This window comes from Polaromonas sp. P3_B1 (assembly GCF_056402935.1).
Genome location: NZ_JBFUGK010000020.1, coordinates 40,754 through 62,132 on the forward strand (window position 1 = coordinate 40,754; position 21,379 = coordinate 62,132).

20 protein-coding genes and 1 tRNA gene are annotated in these 21,379 nt (G+C 62.1%); 12 read left to right on the forward strand and 9 right to left on the reverse strand.

What is annotated here, in order from left to right:
• The first annotated feature begins 7 nt into the window (after positions 1-7).
• The 5 genes from cysD to AC1DXS_RS13330 all read left to right on the forward strand — a co-directional run bounded on the left by cysD (position 8) and on the right by AC1DXS_RS13330 (position 5,441).
• Positions 8-964: a sulfate adenylyltransferase subunit CysD gene (gene cysD / locus AC1DXS_RS13310; protein ID WP_477737966.1), complete on the forward strand. Its 957-nt coding sequence runs from the start codon at positions 8-10 to the stop codon at positions 962-964.
• On the forward strand, positions 964-2,277 hold the full coding sequence (locus tag AC1DXS_RS13315) for a sulfate adenylyltransferase subunit 1 (RefSeq protein ID WP_477737967.1): 1,314 nt from the start codon (positions 964-966) through the stop codon (positions 2,275-2,277). The genes cysD and AC1DXS_RS13315 overlap by 1 nt, the downstream gene beginning before the upstream one ends.
• A gap of 102 nt (positions 2,278-2,379) precedes the next feature.
• The gene (fdxA, locus tag AC1DXS_RS13320) at positions 2,380-2,709 is read left to right on the forward strand and encodes a ferredoxin FdxA (RefSeq protein ID WP_007869720.1); all 330 of its coding nucleotides are present in this window, start codon (positions 2,380-2,382) and stop codon (positions 2,707-2,709) included.
• 56 nt (positions 2,710-2,765) lie between these two features.
• Positions 2,766-3,869 (forward strand): NAD(P)/FAD-dependent oxidoreductase, encoded by a 1,104-nt coding sequence (locus AC1DXS_RS13325; RefSeq protein WP_477737968.1) that lies wholly within the window; start codon positions 2,766-2,768, stop codon positions 3,867-3,869.
• A gap of 276 nt (positions 3,870-4,145) precedes the next feature.
• On the forward strand, positions 4,146-5,441 hold the full coding sequence (locus tag AC1DXS_RS13330; RefSeq protein ID WP_477737969.1) for a purine-cytosine permease family protein: 1,296 nt from the start codon (positions 4,146-4,148) through the stop codon (positions 5,439-5,441).
• Here the strand turns inward: AC1DXS_RS13330 and thiD are convergent.
• Entirely contained in the window at positions 5,425-6,270 is an 846-nt protein-coding gene (thiD, locus tag AC1DXS_RS13335) for a bifunctional hydroxymethylpyrimidine kinase/phosphomethylpyrimidine kinase (RefSeq protein WP_477737970.1), read from the reverse strand. The genes AC1DXS_RS13330 and thiD overlap by 17 nt on opposite strands.
• A gap of 255 nt (positions 6,271-6,525) precedes the next feature.
• Positions 6,526-6,601, reverse strand: a tRNA-Asn gene (locus AC1DXS_RS13340).
• 301 nt (positions 6,602-6,902) lie between these two features.
• On the opposite strand from AC1DXS_RS13340, the gene aat reads away from it, so the two are divergent.
• The 3 genes from aat (at position 6,903) to AC1DXS_RS13355 (ending at position 9,303) form a co-directional block, all read left to right on the forward strand.
• Positions 6,903-7,670 carry a leucyl/phenylalanyl-tRNA--protein transferase gene (gene aat / locus AC1DXS_RS13345; protein WP_477737971.1) on the forward strand — a complete coding sequence of 256 codons (768 nt, stop codon included), beginning with the start codon at positions 6,903-6,905 and terminating at the stop codon, positions 7,668-7,670.
• The gene (locus tag AC1DXS_RS13350; RefSeq protein ID WP_477737972.1) at positions 7,667-8,452 is read left to right on the forward strand and encodes an arginyltransferase; all 786 of its coding nucleotides are present in this window, start codon (positions 7,667-7,669) and stop codon (positions 8,450-8,452) included. The genes aat and AC1DXS_RS13350 overlap by 4 nt, the downstream gene beginning before the upstream one ends.
• A gap of 71 nt (positions 8,453-8,523) precedes the next feature.
• Positions 8,524-9,303: an IclR family transcriptional regulator gene (locus AC1DXS_RS13355; RefSeq protein ID WP_477737973.1), complete on the forward strand. Its 780-nt coding sequence runs from the start codon at positions 8,524-8,526 to the stop codon at positions 9,301-9,303.
• Positions 9,304-9,365: 62 nt separating this feature from the next.
• Here the strand turns inward: AC1DXS_RS13355 and pbpG are convergent, their stop codons facing one another.
• From pbpG to AC1DXS_RS13390, 7 genes are all read right to left on the reverse strand, one after another.
• On the reverse strand, positions 9,366-10,430 hold the full coding sequence (gene pbpG / locus AC1DXS_RS13360) for a D-alanyl-D-alanine endopeptidase (RefSeq protein ID WP_477737974.1): 1,065 nt from the start codon (positions 10,428-10,430) through the stop codon (positions 9,366-9,368).
• 204 nt (positions 10,431-10,634) lie between these two features.
• On the reverse strand, positions 10,635-12,173 hold the full coding sequence (locus AC1DXS_RS13365; protein WP_477737975.1) for a 2-isopropylmalate synthase: 1,539 nt from the start codon (positions 12,171-12,173) through the stop codon (positions 10,635-10,637).
• Positions 12,174-12,194: 21 nt separating this feature from the next.
• Positions 12,195-13,895 carry a 2-isopropylmalate synthase gene (gene leuA / locus AC1DXS_RS13370; RefSeq protein WP_477737976.1) on the reverse strand — a complete coding sequence of 567 codons (1,701 nt, stop codon included), beginning with the start codon at positions 13,893-13,895 and terminating at the stop codon, positions 12,195-12,197.
• Between the two features lie 163 nt (positions 13,896-14,058).
• On the reverse strand, positions 14,059-14,871 hold the full coding sequence (gene pssA / locus AC1DXS_RS13375; RefSeq protein WP_477737977.1) for a CDP-diacylglycerol--serine O-phosphatidyltransferase: 813 nt from the start codon (positions 14,869-14,871) through the stop codon (positions 14,059-14,061).
• 254 nt (positions 14,872-15,125) lie between these two features.
• Entirely contained in the window at positions 15,126-16,142 is a 1,017-nt protein-coding gene (gene ilvC, locus AC1DXS_RS13380) for a ketol-acid reductoisomerase (protein ID WP_477737978.1), read from the reverse strand.
• 127 nt (positions 16,143-16,269) lie between these two features.
• Positions 16,270-16,761 carry an acetolactate synthase small subunit gene (ilvN, locus tag AC1DXS_RS13385; protein WP_007869681.1) on the reverse strand — a complete coding sequence of 164 codons (492 nt, stop codon included), beginning with the start codon at positions 16,759-16,761 and terminating at the stop codon, positions 16,270-16,272.
• A gap of 109 nt (positions 16,762-16,870) precedes the next feature.
• A complete protein-coding gene (locus AC1DXS_RS13390; protein ID WP_477737979.1) occupies positions 16,871-18,649 on the reverse strand; it encodes an acetolactate synthase 3 catalytic subunit in 1,779 nt (592 codons plus the stop codon).
• A gap of 323 nt (positions 18,650-18,972) precedes the next feature.
• Between AC1DXS_RS13390 and AC1DXS_RS13395 the strand changes: the two genes are divergently transcribed.
• The 4 genes from AC1DXS_RS13395 (at position 18,973) to AC1DXS_RS13410 (ending at position 21,349) form a co-directional block, all read left to right on the forward strand.
• Entirely contained in the window at positions 18,973-19,539 is a 567-nt protein-coding gene (locus AC1DXS_RS13395) for an RNA polymerase sigma factor (RefSeq protein ID WP_477737980.1), read from the forward strand.
• Positions 19,536-19,982 (forward strand): DUF3619 family protein, encoded by a 447-nt coding sequence (locus AC1DXS_RS13400; protein ID WP_477737981.1) that lies wholly within the window; start codon positions 19,536-19,538, stop codon positions 19,980-19,982. The genes AC1DXS_RS13395 and AC1DXS_RS13400 overlap by 4 nt, the downstream gene beginning before the upstream one ends.
• An 83-nt stretch (positions 19,983-20,065) precedes the next feature.
• The gene (locus tag AC1DXS_RS13405; protein WP_477737982.1) at positions 20,066-20,728 is read left to right on the forward strand and encodes a DUF3106 domain-containing protein; all 663 of its coding nucleotides are present in this window, start codon (positions 20,066-20,068) and stop codon (positions 20,726-20,728) included.
• A gap of 81 nt (positions 20,729-20,809) precedes the next feature.
• Positions 20,810-21,349, forward strand: coding sequence for an RDD family protein (locus AC1DXS_RS13410; protein WP_477737983.1), 540 nt, complete (start codon positions 20,810-20,812; stop codon positions 21,347-21,349).
• Positions 21,350-21,379 lie beyond the last annotated feature (30 nt).

Consider the following 21,379-nt stretch of genomic DNA (forward strand, 5'->3'; position numbering starts at 1 on the left):
CCGACCTATGAACGCCCGCTCACCCTCCCACCTGCTGCCAGCCGACCCGGCGAACTCCATCGCGCGGCTGTCCAACTCCCACCTCGATGCGCTGGAAGAGGAAACCATCTTCATCCTGCGCGAAGTAGCCGCCGCCTTTGAGCGCCCTGCCCTGCTGTTTTCGGGTGGCAAGGATTCGCTGGTGATGCTCAAGTGCGCCGAAAAGGCCTTTGGCGTGGGCCGCATCCCCTACCCGCTGCTGATGATCGACACCGGCCACAACTTCCACGAAGTAACCGACTTCCGCGACTTCCGTGCCAAGGAACTGGGCGCCGAACTCATTGTGCGCAATGTCGAAGACTCCATGAAACGCGGCACCGTGCGCCTGGCCCATCCGGGCGAGTCGCGCAATGTGCACCAATCGGTCACGCTGCTGGAGGCGATTGACGAATTCCGCTTTGACGCGCTGATAGGCGGCGCCCGCCGCGACGAGGAAAAGGCCCGCGCCAAGGAGCGCATTTTTTCGCACCGCGACAGCTTCGGCCAGTGGCAGCCCAAGGCGCAGCGCCCCGAACTCTGGACGCTGTTCAATACCCGGCTGCAGCCCGGCGAACACTTCCGCGTGTTCCCGATTTCCAACTGGACCGAACTCGACGTGTGGCAGTACATCGAACGCGAAAAAATCGCGCTGCCCTCGCTCTACTACGCACACCAGCGCAAGGTGGTCGAGCGCAAGGGCCTGCTGGTGCCGGTGACCGACCTGACCCCCGCGCGCGACGGCGAACAAATCGTTGAAAAAACCGTGCGCTTTCGCACCGTGGGCGACATCACCTGCACCTGCCCGGTGGACAGCCCGGCCGCCACGGCCGCCGAGATCGTGATTGAAACGCTCGCCGCCGACGTGAGCGAGCGCGGCGCCACACGCATGGACGACAAGACTTCCGACGCCTCCATGGAAAAGCGCAAGAAAGACGGGTATTTCTGATGAGCACGACTGATTTGATAGCGGGTACCGCCCAACTGGAAGCCGTACCGGGACAGAACGACCTGAAGCCGGCGCTGAAATTCATCACCTGCGGCTCGGTTGACGATGGCAAAAGCACCCTCATCGGCCGCCTGCTGGTGGACAGCCGTGCGGTGCTGCAAGACCACCTGGCCGGCGTGCAGCGCGGCGGCGAGACCGACCTGGCCCTTCTGACCGATGGCCTGTCGGCCGAACGCGAACAGGGCATCACCATCGATGTGGCCTACCGCTACTTCGCCACCGAAAGCCGCAAGTTCATCATCGGCGATGCACCCGGCCACGAGCAATACACCCGCAACATGGTGACGGCCGCCTCCAGCGCCGACGCCGCCGTGGTGCTGGTCGATGCCACCAAGCTCGACTGGAAAAACCCATCGCTGGAACTGCTGCAGCAAACCCGCCGCCATTCGCTGCTGGTCAACCTGCTGCGCGTGCCGTCCATCGTGTTCGCTGTCAACAAACTCGACGCGGTAGAAGACCCGGCGCTTGCGTTCAAGAATATTGACGCGGCGCTGGCCGCCTTCGCCAAGGCCGCGCGCATCCCTGTGAAGGCGACGGTACCGGTGTCGGCCCTCAAGGGCTACAACGTGGTCGACGGCAAGCCCGGCTGGTGCGGGTATGAAGGCCTGTCGCTGCTGCAGTTGCTGGAGCACCTGCCCGTGACGGCCGCGGAGAGCACCGAAGCGTTTGCATTTCCGGTGCAGTGGGTCGAAAAATTCTCGTCATCGTCCGACACTTCGCAAGGCCGCCGCGTCTTCTGGGGGCGTGTCGCTACCGGCGGTGTACAGCCGGGCCAGAGCGTGACCATCCTGCCCAGCGGCAAGACTGCGGTGGTGGCCCAGGTGCTTGATCACATCCGCCAGCCCAAGACCATATTGGCCGGCCACAGTGCGGGCATCGTGCTGGACCGCGAAGTCGACGTGTCGCGCGGCGACTGGCTGCTGGCCGTGGACAGCTTCGAGCCCTCACGCGAAATCTCGGCCACCGTGGCGTGGATGGACGACGAGCCGCTGGTCGCCGGCCGCGTCTACTGGACGCTGCACGGCCACCGCTGGGTCAAGGCCAAGGTCAAGCGCATCGTGCACAAGCTCGACGTGAACACCCTGGCCGAGGAAGACGCCAGCGAGCTGCCGCCCAATGCCATCGGCCATATCGAGCTGAGCCTGCAGGAGCCGTTGGCCACCCTGCCCTATGCGCGTTCGCGCATSCTGGGCTCGCTGGTGCTGGTGGATACGGCCTCGCACAGAACCTCAGGTGCGGCGCTGGTCCTTTAAGCCGGCCTTCACGCGAGGCGCACAGCGCTTTGCGTCTTTGATAACCCTGTTGGCGGAAACCTCTTAAAATCAAGGGTTTCCACCGACCAGCCTAGAAAAAACATGACCCACATCGTCTCCGAATCCTGCATCCGCTGCAAATACACCGACTGTGTGGATGTCTGCCCCGTGGACTGCTTCCGCGAAGGCCCCAACATGCTGGTGATCGATCCGGACGAGTGCATTGACTGCGCCGTCTGCATTCCGGAATGCCCCGTGAACGCCATCTATGCCGAGGAAGACGTGCCGGCCGACCAGATTGCCTTCATCAAGCTCAATGTGGAATTGAGCCGTGCCGAGGGCTGGAAAAGCATCACCAAGCGCAAGGATGCTTTGCCCGAYGCCGAGGAATGGAAAGACAAGACGGGCAAACTGTCCGAATTGATCCGCTAAGCTGACCCGGGGCCGCCGGCCCCAGGCCCTTGCGGCCGCCCGGCGCCCCAGGAACCATGGAACCCCAACTGAACCAAGAAGTGATCAACACCGCAGCCGAGCACGACGGCCCCATCGAAACCGATGCGGTGATCGTCGGCGCCGGGCCTGTGGGACTGTTCCAGGTGTTCGAGCTGGGCCTGCTGGAGATCAAGGCGCATGTGATCGACTCGCTGGCCTATCCGGGCGGCCAGTGCATAGAGCTCTACCCCGACAAGCCGATTTACGACATTCCCGCCGTGCCCATGTGCACCGGCAAAGAACTGACCGACAACTTGCTCAGGCAGATCGAGCCTTTCGGCGCGACCTTTCATTTCGGCCAGGAAGTCAGCACGGTCGAACGGCAGCAGGACGGCCGCTTTTTTGTCGAAACTTCCAAGGGCACGCGCTTCCTGACCAAGACGATTTTTATCGCGGCGGGCGTAGGCGCTTTCCAGCCCAAGCTGCTGCGCGTCGACGGCCTGGAGCAATTCGACGACAGCCAGCTGTTCTACCGCGTGAAAAACCCGGCCGACTTTGCCGGCAAAAACCTGGTGATCGTAGGCGGCGGCGACTCCGCGCTCGACTGGGCGCTGAACTTCGCAGCCGAGGGCCCGAACAAGGCCGAAAGCGTGATCCTGGTCCACCGGCGCGACGGCTTCCAGGCGGCGCCCGCCAGCGTGGCCAAAATGCGTGAGCTCTGCGATGCCTACGAGATGCAGTTCGTCGTGGGCCAGGTCACCGGCTACGAGGAAAAACAAGGCCGGCTGACGGGTGCCAAGGTCACCGGATCTGATGGCATCACGCGCGTGGTGCCGCTGGACGTGCTGCTGGTGTTCTTCGGCCTGTCACCCAAGCTGGGGCCGATCGCCGATTGGGGCCTGGACATCGAGCGCAAGCAACTCAAGGTGGACACCGAAAAATTCTCCACCAATGTCCCCGGCATCTTCGCGGTGGGTGACATCAACACCTACCCGGGCAAGAAGAAGCTGATCCTCAGCGGTTTCCATGAATGCGCGCTGGCCGCCTTTGGCGCTGCACCCTTCATCTTCCCCGACAAGAAAATTCACCTGCAATACACCACGACCAGCCCGAAACTGCACAAGGTGCTGGGCGTCGAGTCGCCGGTGTTTGACGACTAGCCGGCGCAGGCCCCGCTCTTTTCAAAAGCCCGCCATGCGCGGGCTTTTTGCTGCGGCTCGAATCAAGCCTGAATCCACCCTACAATTTGTGCAGTGCCCGCAAGGGCGCTTTCGCTGGGGGTGTTGCCGCGGTTCGTGATTCCGAACGGCGGCGGCTGAGAAAGTCCCTTTGAACCTGATTTGAGGTAATCCTCGCGCAGGGAAGCATGTTCCACAGGTCCGCTGTTCTTGCGGGCTTCAGGCAGGCCGACCTGGCATTGAAGATCGGAACTGCTGATGACCACGCCCTCAACCTCCGCCGCCGGCAACACGGCTCTCACACCACTGCCCGCGGGCGAGCGCCTGTTCGGCTGGAGCGACCATGCCGCGCTCTGGCTTAGCCTGGGCGTGGGCCTGCTGGTCATGCAGATAGGCGCCTACCTGGTGCCGGCCCTGGGCACACAAACGGCGTTGGCGGTGATCGTCTGCGGCTCCATCCTGGGCGCGGGCCTGCTGGCCTGGACGGCCAAGATCGGCTGCGACAGCGGGCTTTCGAGCGCTGGGCTGATGCATGCGACCTATGGCAGCGGCTTCGCACGCCTGCCCGTGCTGCTGAACATCGTGCAACTGATAGGCTGGACCACCTTCGAGCTGGTGGTGATGCGCGACGGCACTGTTGCCATCGCGCGCCAGTCTGGGGGCTTTGCGGGCGCTATGTGGCCCTTGCTGGCCACGCTGCTCTGGGGCGCGGTGCTGCTGGCACTGCTGTCGGGTTCCATGGTCAGGCTGGTGCGCAAATTCATAGGACGCTACGGCTTGCCGCTGGTCATCGCCTCGCTGCTGTGGTTGACCTGGCAGTTCCTGGCCAAGGCCAACAGCCAGGGCCTGGCCGCGCTGTGGAACCGCCCCGGTGAAGGCGGCATGAGCACGCTGTCGGCGCTGGACCTGGTGATCGCCATGCCGGTTTCCTGGCTGCCGCTGGTGGCCGATTTCGCGCGCCACGGGCGTGACGGCAACAGCGCTTTGCGCGGCACATGGCTGGGCTATGCGGTGGCCAATATCTGGTGCTACGCGCTGGGTGTGCTGGTCGCCATCACAACACCCAGCACCGACCTGGTCGCCGCGCTGCTGCTGGCGCAGGGCGGGCTGATCGCGTTGGGGTTGATCCTGATCGACGAGGTCGACAACGCCTACGGCGACCTCTATTCGGGCTCGGTGGCCGGCCACAGCCTGAAGCCGGCCTGGAGCGTGCGCCGCTGGGGCGTGGGCCTGACCCTGCTGTGCACCGCGCTGGCGCTGGTGCTGCCCATGCACAGCCTGGAGCCGTTTTTGCTGATGCTCAGTTCGGTGTTTGTGCCCTTGTACGGTGTGATCCTGGCGCGGCTGGCCGGCACGCCCCATATCGCTTCGCTGGTGGCCGCACGCAAGGTAAACCCGAGCGCCGTCGCCGTCTGGCTGCTGGGCATTGCCTGCTACCACCTGTGTGCCAAGCTCGCGCCCGACTGGGGCGCGGCGTTGCCGACGCTGGCCTTGACCTTTGTGCTGGCGCGCCTGACTCGCCCCGGCCGCCAGCCCCTCAGCGCAGCGGCCTGAGCCGCATCGCAAGGGGCGCGTGGCCGTGGTTCAGCGGCCCGCTACCCTCGCCCGTACGCACCCGGGCGCCGGCCTGCAGCGCGCCGCGCACATAGCCGCGCGCCAGCTGCACCGCCGCCAGCAAGGGTTGGCCCAGGGCCAGATGTGCCGCGATCGCGGACGACAAGGTGCAACCGGTCCCGTGGGTGTTGGGGCTGGCAATGCGCGGCCCGCGCATCCAGTGCAACTCGCCGCCTTGGGTGGCCAGCAGGTCGCTCACCACGTCGCCGGGCAGATGCCCGCCCTTGAGCAGCACGGCGCGAGCGCCTTTGGCCAGAAGCTCCTCTGCGGCGGCCTGCATGGCTTCTTCGTCGGCCAGCGGCCGGCCGACCAGCAGCGAGGCCTCGTCGAGGTTGGGCGTGACCAGGATGGCGCGCGGAAACAGCTCGCTCACCAGTATCGCGATGGCGGGGTTGTCGATCAGCACCGCGCCGCTGGTAGCAACCATGACAGGATCCAGCACCACGTTGCGCAGCGCGTGGCGGTCAATCGCCTGGGCCACGGTCTGCACGATGTCGGGTGCGTGCAGCATGCCTATCTTCACCGCGTCCGTGCCCATGTCTTCGATCACGGCGTCAATCTGGTCGCGCAGCATCTGCGGCGGCACGCCGTGGATGGCGCGTACCCCACGCGTGTTCTGCGCCGTCAGCGCGGTGATGGCCGTCATGCCGTAGCAGCCCAGCGCGGCGAAGGTTTTGAGGTCGGCCTGGATGCCGGCCCCGCCACCGCTGTCGGAACCCGCGATGCTCAGCACGCGGGGATATTCGTGGTCAAAATCTTGATCGGACATTCGTTTCCCCCATACCTTCGGCAGTGTCCCACATAGCCCAGCGTGCGGAGGCCATGATCACCAGGTTGAATGCACAATTCGGCAAACGGTTGCGGACAACACTGCGTTAGTCGGGGTCTCGGTGACGAAGATCATCGATCGACTATTGCGAAACACGCTCGCGGCCAGCCGGGGACTCCAGCATAAGACGCACCCGAAAAAAAAGCCCGCAACCTGAATCAGGTAGCGGGCTTTGATTGCCTTTCGGCTTGTTCTTGGCTCCTCAACCTGGGCTCGAACCAGGGACCTACGGATTAACAGTCCGGCGCTCTACCAACTGAGCTATTGAGGAATACAGCCTTAGATTATAGCGTCAATTTCTGCACTTTTTAAGCTCGCCGAATTTCATTGGGCAGTTTTCCGCGGACGGGACCAGGGAGGCGGCTTCACCAAATACGTCACGCTGAGAGCGGTACGCTAAACCCCTCGCTCGACAGATGCATGCAGCTATCAAATCCATAGCGCCCCTGCCAAGGTCATCGAACACTATGACTTAATCCGTCAATGAATCCACTCGGCTACCATGTGTGCATGCCCTCCCCGGCTTGCCGCTTTCATCGCTCTCACCGTTTCATGCCGATGCGCTTTTAAGCATGGGAAAACTTCCCCGCCCTGTTCCCTGGCTTGCCGCCGGCGAGAGCTTTCCGCCGCTTGAAGAAGCCTGGAGTCATCACGACCCTGCCCCGGGGTTGCTCGCAGCCGGCGCAGCACTGGATGTGCCCACGCTGGTTTTGGCTTATTCGCGCGGGATTTTTCCATGGTTCAGCCTGGGCCAGCCACCGCTGTGGTGGAGCCCCGATCCGCGCATGGTTTTGCAGACGCATGATTTCAAGCTGCACCGTTCGCTGCGCAAAACCCTGGCTCATTTCCAGGCTAAGCCCGGTTGTGAACTCCGCTTCGACAGCGCCTTCGAGCGCGTCATCAATGCCTGCGCCGACAAGCCGCGCGCGGGCCAGCCGGGCACATGGATTGTTCCGGACATGGTGCAGGCCTACACCAGCCTGCACCGGGCCGGCCATGCCCATAGCGTGGAAACCTGGGTAGATGGCGAACTGGTTGGCGGCCTGTACTGCGTCAACCTGGGCCGCATGGTGTTCGGTGAATCGATGTTCGCCCACCAGAGCGACGCCTCGAAGATCGCGCTGGCGGCGCTGGTGGCTTTTTGCCGCGCACACGAAATGGCCATGATCGACTGCCAGCAAAACACACGGCATCTGGCATCGCTGGGGGCCGGTGAAATCACCCGCGCGCAATTTGTCTCTCATCTCGCCGCAAACGTGAACAAAACCGCACCCCTCTGGGAATTCAAACCCGTATACTGGAATCAGCTTCTGACGACGGGAATGACAGACCTACCGTGACGCACCTCAAAGACCTGCCCCTGCAAACCTTGCAGTTCTATGCAACGGCACCCTACCCCTGCAGCTACCTGCCGGGAAAGCAGGCCCGCTCGCAGGTCGCAACGCCCAGCCATCTGATCCACAACGACGCCTATTCGGAGCTGGTGACCAACGGCTTTCGCCGCAGCGGCATGTTCACCTACCGCCCCTACTGCGACGGCTGCCAGGCTTGCGTGCCGCTGCGGGTGCCGGTCGAACTTTTCAGGCCGGACCGCAGCCAGCGCCGCGCCTGGAACCGGCATCGCACCCTGCACGCCCGCATTCTCAAGCTCTGCTTCATGCCGGAGCACTACCAGCTCTACCTGCGCTACCAGAACGGCCGCCACGCGGGCGGCGGAATGGACCACGACAGCATCGACCAGTACACCCAGTTCCTGCTGCAAAGCCGCGTCAACTCACGGCTGGTGGAGTTCCGTGAAACCCTTCCCAATGGTGAACCGGGAGCGCTCAAGATGGTCTCCATCCTTGACGTGCTGGAGGACGGCATTTCGGCGGTGTACACCTTCTATGAGCCGGACACCCGTGCCAGCTACGGCAACTACAGCGTACTCTGGCAGATCGAGCAGGCGCGGCGCCTGGAGCTGCCTTATGTCTACCTGGGTTACTGGATAGCCGAGAGCCCGAAGATGAATTACAAGGCTGGATTCAGCCCCAATGAAGTGCTGCTGGATGGCAGATGGGTTCTTTCCGCAAAGCCTTCTGTCTCCGGCGCCGGCTCCAACAGTCTTTCAGACCCGGCTTGACCCCCTCTCAGCCTGCATCAGCAGACGCATTTGCATTTCACAGGGTAAAATTTGCAGCAGAAAGCCTGCACATGAAAAAGCCCGACTCCGCCCCTTCCGCCACACCGACCGTCCAGGTCCTCGAGAGAATGTTCACGCTGCTTGAAATCCTGGCGAACCGCGAAGAGGCCTTGTCGCTCAAGGAAATCAGCGAAAAATCGGGCCTGCACCCGTCCACGGCCCACCGCATCCTGAACGACCTGGCCACCGGGCGTTTTGTCGACCGCCCCGCGGCGGGCAGCTACCGGTTGGGCATGCGGCTGCTGGAGCTGGGCAATCTCGTGAAGGCCCGCCTGGATGTGCGCGAGGCGGCACTGACCCCCATGCGAGAACTGCACAAGATCACCCAGCAACCGGTGAACCTGAGCATGCGCCAGGGCGACGAAATCGTGTACGTGGAACGCGCCTACAGCGAGCGCTCCGGCATGCAGGTGGTTCGTGCCATTGGCGGCCGCGCGCCGCTGCATCTGACTTCCGTGGGCAAGCTGTTCCTGGCTTTTGACGATCCCCAGCGCCTGCGCACCTATGCGACGCGCACCGGGCTGTCGGGGCAGACGCGCAACAGCATCACCCAGTTGCCGGTGCTCGAGCGCGAGCTCTCCAAGGCGCGCCAGTACGGCATCGCGCGCGACAACGAGGAGCTGGAACTGGGAGTGCGCTGCATGGCCGCCGGCATTTACGACGACCAGAACAAGCTGGTGGCGGGCTTGTCGATTTCGGCGCCGGCGGACCGGCTTGATGAACATTGGCTGCCCAAGCTGCAGGCAACGGCCAATGAAATTTCAGCGGCGCTGGGCTACAGGCCGAAATAAGAAGAAAAAAAGGAAGAAGGGGCGCTGGCCTTCCGTGCCAGCTGCCGCAAGCAATGGCTGAATCAGCCGTTGGCTTGCTTGGCGGAAGCGCTGACGTTGACCTTGGGCTCGGTCACCGGGTTGGACTCCACCCAGCGGCGCACGCGCTCGGCGTCACCCAGGCGGCTCAGCTTGCCGGCGGAATCCAGGAACACCATGATCAGCTTGCGGCCCGCAATTTTGGTCTGCATGACCAGGCACTGGCCGGCTTCAGAGATGTAGCCGGTTTTCTGCAGGCCTATGTCCCACTCGGGGTTCTTCACGAGGCGGTTGGTGTTGTTGTACTGCAGCGTGCGGCTGCCGACTGCCACCTGGTAACCGGTGGACGTGGACAGTTCACGCAGCATGGGATCGCCGTGGGCGGCATTGACCAGCGTCGCGAGGTCTTGCGCGCTTGACTGGTTGCGGCTGGACAGGCCCGTGGGCTCCACATAGCTGGTGTCGGTCATGCCCAGCATCTTGGCTTTGGCATTCATCAGGCTCACGAAGGTTGCCATACCGCCGGGATAGGTGCGGCCCAGCGCGTGCGCCGCGCGGTTTTCGCTGGACATCAGGGCCAGGTGCAGCAGTTCGCCGCGAGTCAGTGTGGTGCCGACCTTCAGGCGCGAGCTGCTGCCCTTTTCTGTGTCCACGTCATCCTGCGTCACGGTGATCATCTCGTCCATGGGCAGCTTGGCACCGCTGATGATGACACCGGTCATCAGCTTGGTGAGGGACGCGATAGGCAGCACCGCATGGTCGTTCTTGCTGAACAGCACTTCGCGCGTGTCCTGGTCAATCACCAGCGCCACGCTGGACTTGAGTTCCAGCGGATCCTGCGCGCTGTGCAGGCCGGCGATCTGGCCGAAAGACGGTTTGGCCGGCACCGAGGCGCGGATGATGCTGCGGCGCTTGGTACCTGCAACAAAACGTACGCTCTTGCGCGTGGAGACAACTTTTTTGGAAGCCGACGCCTTCGAAGAAGCGTGCTGCTTTTTGACAATGGTATTTTTGGCGGTCGCCGCATTGGCGGCGGGCACTGCAAAGGCGGCTATCAGAGCCACGAATCCAACGATTTTTAATGCGCGATTGAAAATCTGATGAGACATGGTGAATATTGCCTGCGTGGGATTGCAATGATGGGATGGCTGGAGTGTATACAAATAGAAAAAGTCACGCAATATCAAAAACTTGCGTGACTTTCCTAAAAATACACTCAATTCGTGCGATTTTTCCGCTTCGCCTCCCGGTTTGCACCCAGACTTCGCGCCAAGTCGTTGAATTTAAACGACTTTATTTTCCCAATTGTTACATCAACCCTGCGCGGCCACCCGGTCAGCTTTACTTTGGAGTTTGTTCAAGGCGCTCAGATAAGCCTTGGCCGAGGCCACCACGATGTCCGGGTCGGCGCCCACCCCATTGACAACCCGTCCGCTGTTCTGCAAGCGCACCGTGACTTCCCCCTGGCTTTCCGTCGACCCGCTGATGGCGTTCACGGAGTAAAGCACCATCTCGGCACCGCTTTTGACGTGTGATTCGATGGCCTTGAGGGAAGCGTCCACGGGGCCGTTGCCGTCCGACTCGCCTTTGACTTCCTTGCCGGCCACCGTGAACACGACGCTGGCCTGGGGGCGTTCGCCGGTTTCACTGTGCTGCGACAGGGACACAAAGCCGTACTGCTCGTTGTCGTGGGAAGCGCTTTCATCGCTGGCCAGCGCCAGGATGTCTTCGTCGAAAATTTCACTCTTGCGGTCGGCGAGTTCCTTGAATTTGGCAAAGGCGTTGTTGATCTCCGCTTCGCTCTCCATGGCAACGCCGAGCTCGAGCAGGCGCTGCTTAAAGGCGTTGCGCCCGCTCAGCTTGCCCAGCACGATCTTGTTGGCGCTCCAGCCCACGTCTTCGGCACGCATGATTTCATAGGTGTCGCGCGCCTTGAGCACGCCGTCCTGGTGGATGCCGGAAGCGTGCGCAAACGCGTTGGCGCCGACGACCGCCTTGTTCGGCTGCACCACAAAACCGGTGGTCTGGCTCACCATGCGGCTGGCCGCAAGAATGTGCTGCGTGTCTATGCCCAGGTCCAGGCCGAAATAATCCCTGCGGGTCTTGACGGCCATCACCACTTCTTCCAGCGAACAATTGCCGGCGCGCTCGCCCAGGCCGTTGATCGTGCATTCCACCTGCCGCGCGCCGCCGATTTTCACGCCGGCGAGCGAATTGGCGACCGCCATGCCCAGGTCGTTGTGGCAGTGGACCGACCAGACGGCCTTGTCGCTGTTGGGAATGCGCTCGCGCAGGTTCTTGATGAAGTTGCCGTAGAGCTCGGGGATGGCGTAGCCCACGGTGTCGGGCACGTTGATGGTGGTCGCACCCTCCTTGATCACGGCTTCCAGCACACGGCAGAGGAAGTCAGGCTCAGAGCGATAACCGTCTTCGGGGCTGAACTCGATGTCGCCCATCAGGTTCTTGGCAAAACGCACCGAGAGTTTGGCTTGCTCGAACACCTGGTCGGGTGTCATGCGCAGCTTCTTTTCCATATGCAGGGGACTGGTCGCCAGAAACAGGTGCAGTCGACCGGAGGCGGCCGGCTTCAAGGCCTCGGCGGCGCGGGAGATATCCCTGTCGTTGGCACGCGCCAGCGAGCAGACCGTGGAGTCCTTGACGACCTCCGCGATCGCCTTGACGCACTCGAAGTCGCCGTTGGAACTGGCGGCAAAGCCGGCCTCGATCACGTCGACCTTCAGGCGTTCCAGCTGGCGGGCGATGCGCAGCTTTTCGTCCCGGGTCATGGAGGCGCCGGGCGACTGCTCGCCGTCGCGCAAGGTGGTGTCGAAAATAATGAGTTTGTCGGTCATGGTGGGACTCCTGAAGAATTCTTAGTGAGACGGGGCCAAATCGGCGCAAGACGTATTTTCGCCGGAAGCCTTGCGCATTTGCGCGCGCTGCCATCCTGACAGGATGGCCTTCAAGGACGCCGAGACGATATTCGCGTCCATGCCGACGCCAAACACCGTATGCCGTTCGTCGACGCGCAATTCCAGGTAGGCCACGGCGCGGGCATCGGCGCCGGAGCCCAGGGCGTGTTCATGGTAGTCCAGCACGCRCACCGTGGTGCCCAGTGCGGCGTTCAAGCCGTTGACGAAGGCCTCGATAGGCCCGGCGCCCTGCCCCGCAATCTGCCACGTCTGGCCGGCGATTTGCACCTGGGCCATCAAAGCCACGCCGTCCGTCGAGACGCTTTGCTGGACCTGCGGCGCCGCGGTGCCGGCCATGCCGTATTCGTCCTGAAACAGCTGCCACAGGTCTTGCGCCGTCAGTTCCTTGCCTTCGCTGTCCATCACTGACTGCACCGCCTGGCTGAATTCGATCTGCAGCCGGCGCGGCAATTCAAGGCCGTATTCGCTCTCCAGCAAATACGCGATGCCGCCCTTGCCCGACTGGCTGTTGACGCGAATCACGGCCTCATAGCTGCGTCCCAGGTCTTTCGGGTCGATGGGCAGGTAGGGAACGGCCCAGGCAGCGCCTTCTTGTTGAACGGCGAAGGCTTTCTTGATGGCATCCTGGTGCGTGCCGGAGAACGAGGTATAGACCAATTCCCCGACGTAAGGATGGCGCGGGTGCACCGGCAACTGGTTGCAATGCTCCACAGTGCGGCGAATTTCGTCGATGTTGGAGAAGTCAAGGTTCGGTGCCACGCCCTGGGTGTACAGGTTGAGTGCCACATTGACGATATCGAGGTTGCCGGTGCGTTCACCGTTGCCAAACAGGCAGCCTTCGACCCGCTGCGCGCCGGCCATCAAGGCCAGCTCCGCCGCCGCCACACCGGTCCCGCGATCATTGTGCGGGTGCACCGACAGCACCACCGCGTCGCGCCTGGCAATGTGGCGGTGCATCCACTCGATCATGTCGGCGAACACGTTGGGGGTCGAATGCTCCACCGTGGTCGGCAGGTTGATGATGCAGGGACGTTCTGCCGTGGGCTGCCATACCTCGGTGACCGCATCGACCACGCGCCTGGAAAACGCCAATTCGGTGCCGGAGAAATGCTCGGGCGAATACTGGAAAGTCCACTGGGTGTCGGGCTGGGTACGCGCCAGATCCTGGATCAGCCGCGCGTGGCTGGTGGCCAACTCCACGATCTGGTCCGGATCCATGCCCAGGACCACTTCGCGCATCAAGGGCGAGGTGGCGTTGTAGAGGTGCACGATGACGCGCTTTGCACCCGCCACCGCCTCCATCGTGCGGCGTATCAAAGGTTCCTTGGCTGGGGTCATCACCTGGATGGTCACATCCTCGGGAATCATGCCCTTGTCGATCAGGTGGCGCACGAAATCGAACTCCACCTGCGACGCCGCCGGAAAGCCGACCTCGATCTCCTTGAAGCCGATCCGCAGCAGTTGTCCGTACATCCGCAGTTTGCGCGCGATGTCCATGGGCTCGATCAGCGCCTGGTTGCCGTCGCGCAGGTCGGTGCTGAGCCAGACAGGCGCTTGCGTCAGGACAGCGTCGGGCCAGGTACGGTCGCGCAAGGCAACGGGTGCGAAGGCGGGATACTTGCTGGCAGGTTGCTTCAACATGGTTTTCCTCTATCGATCAAAAACCAGCAACCCAAAGAAAAACGGCCCGTTGCTGGTGCAAACGGGCCGTTGAATCAGGTGTACGCGTGCGCTACCGTCTCCGCCCGTTGGCAGATAGCAGTAGTGCTAGCGAAATTTGTTTCATCTGGTCAATGTACCACAATTATTTGTGCAGGCCACGTTCGTCGGGTTCGTCCGTGGAAGTCGAGATGACGCTGGTCTGCAAGCCCTTGGCCTTGCGCCAGCCGTACAGCACATAGCCCGAAAAGCCATACAGCACGAACAGGCTGAACATCACGGTCGGGGGATGGATGTTGATGACGGCTATTCCGAGCGCAATCAGCACGATGGCAGCGAAAGGCACGCTGCGCTTCATCTGCACGTCTTTGAAGCTGTAGAACGGCACATTGGTCACCATGGTGAGGCCCGCGTAGAGCGTGAGACCGAAGGTCACCCAACGCACCTCGACCCCACTGATGCCCGCATCGGTCATCAGCCAGATAAAGCCGGCCACCAAAGCCGCAGCGGCCGGCGACGGCAAGCCCTGGAAGAAGCGCTTGTCAACCACCGCCGTATTCACGTTAAAACGCGCCAGGCGCAGCGCGGCGCAGGCGCAATAGACAAAAGCCCCAATCCAGCCCCAGCGCCCCAGGCTGGTCAAAGCCCAGACGTACGCAATAAGGGCCGGAGCGGCGCCGAACGACACCATGTCCGAGAGCGAGTCCATCTGCTCGCCGAAAGCGCTCTGCGTGTTGGTCATGCGGGCCACCCGCCCGTCCAGGCTGTCGAGCACCATGGCGCAGAACACGCCAATGGCGGCCTGGTCGAAGCGCCCGTTCATGGCCATGACGATGGCGTAAAAGCCGCCAAACAAGGCGGCCAGCGTAAAGAGGTTGGGCAATATGTAAATGCCCTTGCGGCGCTTGCGTATCACGACCTCCTGGTCGTTACCCGCGGATTCTTCGCCATCATGCATAAAAAAACTCCTGAAGCACAGCTGGTGCGCGCAAACAGCTACTAAGGACATAGCATCCGAGGACACCAGAGGAAAGCCGGTCTGCCCGCCGTGGGGGGCCAATTGCCGGTTCAAGGCGCCAAGGATACCAAGATCGCCACCGTATAAATTATTTCACGGCGTGAGACACGCCCCAGTGTGTGCCTGCCAGTAAAAAAGCCGCGCAGGAAGTTTGCGCGGCTCTTTGCAGGACAAGGCCCTCACGGACCCTGCGCTTAGTTACGGGTCTGGTCGACCAGCTTGTTTTTGGCGATCCAGGGCATCATCGCGCGCAGTTTCTCGCCCACCACTTCGATCTGGTGCTCGGCATTGAGGCGGCGGCGGCTCAGCAGGGTTGGCGCGCCCGCCTGGTTTTCCAGCAGGAAGCTCTTGGCATATTCACCCGTCTGGATGTCTTTCAGGCACTTGCGCATGGCGTCCTTCGTGGCCGAGGTCACGATGTTCGGGCCCGTCACGTACTCGCCGTACTCTGCATTGTTCGAGATCGAGTAGTTCATGTTGGCGATGCCGCCTTCATAAATCAGGTCGACGATCAGCTTGAGTTCGTGCAGGCATTCGAAGTAGGCCATTTCAGGCGCATAGCCGGCTTCCACCAGCGTTTCGAAGCCGGCCTTGATCAGCTCGACGGTGCCGCCGCACAGAACGGCCTGCTCGCCGAACAGGTCGGTTTCGGTTTCTTCGCGGAAGTTGGTTTCAATGATGCCGGCCTTGCCGCCGCCGTTGGCCATGGCATAGCTCAGGGCCAGGTCACGGGCCTTGCCGGACTTGTCCTGGTGCACCGCGACCAGGTGGGGCACGCCGCCGCCCTGGCTGTAGGTGTTGCGCACCGTGTGGCCGGGGGCCTTGGGGGCAACCATCCAGACGTCGAGGTCGGCGCGTGGGATCACGGCACCGTAGTGCACGTTGAAACCGTGGGCGAACACCAGGGAAGCGCCCTGCTTGATGTTGGGGGCCACGTCGTTCTTGTAGACCGCGCCGATCTGTTCGTCGGGCAGCAGAATCATGACCACGTCGGCGGCCTTGACCGCGTCAGCGACTTCGGCGACCTTCAGGCCGGCTTTCTCGACCTTGGGCCAGGAAGCGCCGCCCTTGCGCAGGCCGACGATCACTTTCACGCCGCTGTCGTTCAGGTTTTGCGCGTGGGCGTGGCCCTGGCTACCGTAGCCGATGATGGCGACCGTCTTGCCCTTGATCAGGCTCAAATCACAATCTTTGTCGTAAAAAACTTTCATTTTTCTCTCCAGAATAGGTATTGGCGAAAATGCCCTTCGACAGGCTCAGGGCGAACGGTAAACGCATATCGCCACTCAAAATCCGTTCGCGTTGAGCCTGTCGAAACGCGCGCACGGACGACTTAAATCAAACCCGCAAAATCCGCTCGCCGCGGCCGATGCCGCTGGAGCCGGTTCGCACCGTCTCCAGGATCGCGCTGCGGTCTATGGCTTCCAGGAAGGCATCGTTCTTGGATTGGTCGCCGGTCAGCTCGATGGTGTAGCTTTTCTCGGTGACATCGATGATTCGCCCGCGGAATATATCAGCCATGCGTTTCATCTCCTCGCGCTCCTTGCCGACGGCGCGCACCTTGACCATCATGAGCTCGCGCTCGGTGTAAGCGCCTTCGGTCAGGTCGACCACCTTGACCACTTCGATGAGGCGGTTCAGGTGCTTGGTGATCTGCTCGATGACGTCGTCGGAGCCCGTGGTCTGTATCGTCATGCGCGACAGGCTGGGGTCCTCGGTGGGAGCGACGGTCAGGCTTTCGATGTTGTAGCCGCGCGCTGAAAACAGGCCGACCACGCGGGAAAGAGCGCCCGGCTCGTTTTCCAGCAAAACTGCAATGATGTGTTTCATAAGAAGATTCCTCTTTTCGCTGCCCTCCCCTGCGCACGGTAATGCGCAGGCTCGGCAGACAATAGATTCGTCAGGTGACGGTTAATGGATGGGTGTGGCGGCGTGCGGCTCAGAGGTCTTCCGACCCCAGCAGCATCTCGGTAATGCCCTTGCCGGCCTGCACCATCGGGAACACGTTTTCGGTCGGGTCCGTGCGGAAGTCCATGAACACCGTGCGGTCCTTGAGCTTGCGGGCCTCGCGCAGCGCCGGCTCCACGTCCTGCGGTTTTTCAATCAGCATGCCGACGTGGCCATAGGCCTCGGCCAGTTTCACGAAATTGGGCAGCGCGTCCATGTAGCTGCTGCTGTAGCGCCCGGCGTATTCGACCTCCTGCCACTGGCGAACCATACCCAGGTAACGGTTGTTGAGCGACACGATCTTGATCGGCGTGTTGTACTGCAGGCAGGTGGAGAGTTCCTGGATGCACATCTGCACCGAGCCTTCACCCGTTATGCAGAACACTTCCGAGTCTGGCTTGGCCAGCTTGATGCCCATGGCGTAGGGAATGCCGACGCCCATGGTCCCCAGGCCGCCGGAATTGATCCAACGGCGCGGCTCGTTGAACTTGTAGTACTGCGCAGCCCACATCTGGTGCTGGCCCACGTCCGACGTGATGTAGGTGTCAGCGTCCTTGGTCAGGTTCCAGAGGGTTTCCACCACATGCTGGGGCTTGATGACGTCGCCCTTGCCCATGCTGTATTTCATGCAGTCGCGCTTGCGCCAGCCTTCGATCGTGTCCCACCAGCCACCCAGCGCATTGGCGTCTGGCTTGAGACCGGACTCCTTGATCATGGCGATCAGCTCGGTCAGCACGTCTTTCACGTCGCCCACGATGGGGATGTCGACCCGCACGCGCTTGGAAATGCTGGACGGGTCGATGTCGATGTGGATGATCTTGCRCTCGTTCTGCGCGAAATGCTTGGGGTTGCCGATCACGCGGTCGTCAAAGCGGGCGCCAACGGCCAGCAGCACGTCGCAGTTCTGCATCGCGTTGTTGGCTTCGATCGTGCCGTGCATGCCCAGCATGCCGAGGAATTTTTTGTCGCTGGCCGGGTAGGCACCCAGGCCCATCAAGGTGTTGGTGCAGGGGTAGCCCAGCATGTCGACCAGCGTGCGCAGTTCCTGCGAGGCATTGCTGAGCAGAACGCCGCCGCCGGTGTAAATATAGGGTCGCTTGGCCGAAAGCAGCAGTTGCAGGGCCTTACGGATCTGCCCGCCGTGGCCTTTGCGGACCGGGTTGTAGGAGCGCATTTCAACAGTCTGCGGGTAGCCGGCATAGGGCACCTTGTTGAAGGACACGTCTTTGGGGATGTCCACGACCACCGGGCCGGGGCGGCCGCTGCGGGCAATGTGAAAGGCCTTCTTCAGGGTGTCGGCCATCTGCCGCGCATCCTTGACCAGGAAGTTGTGCTTCACGATGGGCCGGGTGATGCCGACGGTGTCGCACTCCTGGAAGGCATCCAGGCCGATGGCGTGGGTAGGGACCTGGCCCGTGATGATGACCATCGGGATGCTGTCCATGTAAGCCGTCGCGATGCCGGTCACCGCGTTGGTCACGCCCGGCCCGGAAGTGACCAGGGCCACGCCGACGTCGCCGGTGGCGCGGGCATAGCCGTCCGCCGCGTGCACGGCCGCCTGTTCGTGGCGCACCAGGATGTGCTGGATCGAGTCCTGCTTGTAGAAGGCGTCGTAAATGTGGAGGACCGCGCCGCCGGGGTAGCCCCAGACGTACTTGACACCCTCGGCCTGAAGCGACTTGATGAGGATTTCCGCGCCGCGGAGTTCCTGGGAATTTGTGTGTGCAGACGCAGCTGCCGCGGAAGCGATTTCCGCCTTGGAGATTTCCATGATGAACCTTTGTGAATTTCTCTAACGAAATACCTTGGGTGCCTCTTCGCCCACTCTTGTGAAGCGGCGTTGAGACTTGAGGCCAGAACCATAAGCGGAAACATAAACCGCCGAGCCATGACCCGTTTGCCTTTTGAATTGCAGGGCATATTATGACATTTCGCGTTGCACAATGGCCGCTGGCACCGAAAAAGGGTCGGCCGGTGCCGGCCGTGATGCGATAATTTTCCAGCTGTGTCTCAAGGATGCATGCTGATTGGCACAGACGCCGCGACGAAGGCGGGCCGTCATTACAGCGCTGGACGAACCGGAACCCCACACCGTTGGCAACTGAAACAGAACTCTCGGATTTCCTGAAAAACGTTGAAAAACGGGCTTTCAAGCGCAGCATTTACCACGTCAGGGACGAGGAAGCTGCACTGGACATCGTTCAGGACAGCATGATGAAGCTGGCGCAGCACTACGGCGACAAGCCCGTTGCGGAGTTGCCCATGCTGTTCCAGCGCATCCTGGCCAACACGACGCTGGACTGGTTTCGCCGCCGCAAGACCCGTAACGCGCTTTTCTCCAATATGAGCGACTTCGAGGCGCCCGGAGAAGACGGCGATTTCGATCTTCTGGAAACTTTAGAGACCTTGACCAACTCTGAGGGTACGGAGAGCGCCCAAGATGCGACGGAGCGGGCTCAAATATTGCATGAGATCGAACTCCAGGTAAAGGAATTGCCGGGCCGTCAACGGGAAGCCTTTCTGATGCGTTACTGGGAGGAAATGGACGTCGCTGAAACAGCAGCCGCCATGGGCTGTTCAGAGGGAAGTGTCAAAACACACTGTTCACGCGCAGTTCAAGCTCTCAGCAAAGCCCTGAGCGCCAAAGGTATAAAACTATGACTAATTCACTACAAAAAAGAGCCGATATCCTGCAGGACCGTTTTGGTCTGAAAACTGCTTCCTACCTGTCCGCAGGCGCGGCCGACCTTCCCTACGACATTTCGGAACGCTTGCGCGCCGCGCGCGTCCAGGCCGTATCCAGCCGCAAGGTGGCAAAAACCCAGACCGCTCCCAGCATCGTAGGCAACGGCGCAAGTGCGGCCCTCACCTGGGGCTCTGACGATCGTCTGAGCTGGTGGGCCCGAATTGGCTCGGTTTTGCCCCTGGTGGCCCTGGTTGTAGGCCTGCTGGTCATCAACTCTATCCAGAACGACAACCGCGCCCAGGAGCTGGCGGAAGTCGATGTTGCGCTGCTGACCGATGAACTCCCGCCCGCCGCCTTTGCCGACCCCGGTTTTGTCCAGTACCTCAAAGCGACGCGCCCAGCCCCCACGGTTCAATGACCCGCCCAGCAGGCGCCAGGCGCCTTCCTCTGCCTCTCGAACCTTCGACCAGTCTGAAGCTGCAATGGCTTTCTCTCGGGCTTGTGACGGCCGCACTGCTGGCGCTGCCTGCCCTGGGTTTTGCCCAAGGTCCCTCCAAGCCTGCGACGCCTTCCAGTGCCCCTGCCGCGAAATCGGCCGCGAGCGCACCCGCCAAAGCCGTTGTCTCCAAGCCCACCTGGGCAGAGCTCAGCCCCATGCAGCAAAAGGCGCTCGCACCGCTGGCCTCCAGCTGGAACACCACCATCAGCGAGCAGCAAAAGCGCAAATGGCTGGAAATCTCCAAAAACTACCCCTCGCTGCCGCCTGAAGGCCAGGCCAACCTGCACAGCCGCATGAACGAATGGGTGACCCTGAGTCCCCAGCAACGCGCCCAGGCACGGCTGAACTTCGGCAAAACCAAGGAGCTCTCCAAGCAGCTGACGCCTGAAGAGAAAAAGGCCAAATGGGAAACCTACCAGGCCCTGAGCCCGGAAGAAAAACAAAAGCTGGCGGCCAAGGCCAGCCCCAAGCCTGCCGGAGCTGCAACGGCCGTCAAGCCAGTGGCGCCGCAGAAGCTTGCACCCGTTCCGCCGCACCCGGTCAAGACCAGCATCAAAGCAGCGCCTAAAATCAGCGCTTCACAACCGGCCGCAGCCGCCACACCCGCAGCATCGCCTGCCAGTGGCCCTGCCACCGGCGGCCCAGGCGCCACGCCCCAGCGTTGACACGCCGCCGGCGACAAGCCGGCCGGATTTATTGGCCGCTCCGGCAATTCCCCTGCCTGCGAGCATTGAAGAGCGACTCATTTGACAGCCACCGCCCCCCCCTCGATACCGTCCATCCCCCGGCGCATGGCATGCTGGATGTACGAAGGCATGCTGATGTTCGGCGTGGTTTTCCTGGCCGGCTACCTCTTCAGCACCCTGAGCCAGACCCGCAACGCGCTGGACAACCGCCATGCGCTGCAGGCTTTTGTGTTTGTGGTCTTCGGCATCTACTTTGTCTGGTTCTGGGCCAAGGGCCAGACGCTGGCGATGAAGACCTGGAACATCCGGGTGGTCGATGTCCACGGCGCGCCCATCAGCCAGAAACGCGCCCTGCTGCGCTACGTGCTGAGCTGGCTGTGGTTCCTGCCGCCGCTGGCCGTCAGCTGGCTGCTGGCGCTGCCGGGCCGCGAAGGCGCCGTGCTCGCGCTGGGCTGGGTCGCCATCTGGGCCATCCTGGCGCGCTTTCATCCGCAAAAACAGTTCTGGCACGATGCCTTGGCCGGCACACGGCTGATCACCTGGGTGGCGCCTGAAAAGCCCCGCCGCAAGGACAAAGGCATGACAGGCGCGGGTGCATAACATCAACATGCCATAAAGCTGCGCGACAAT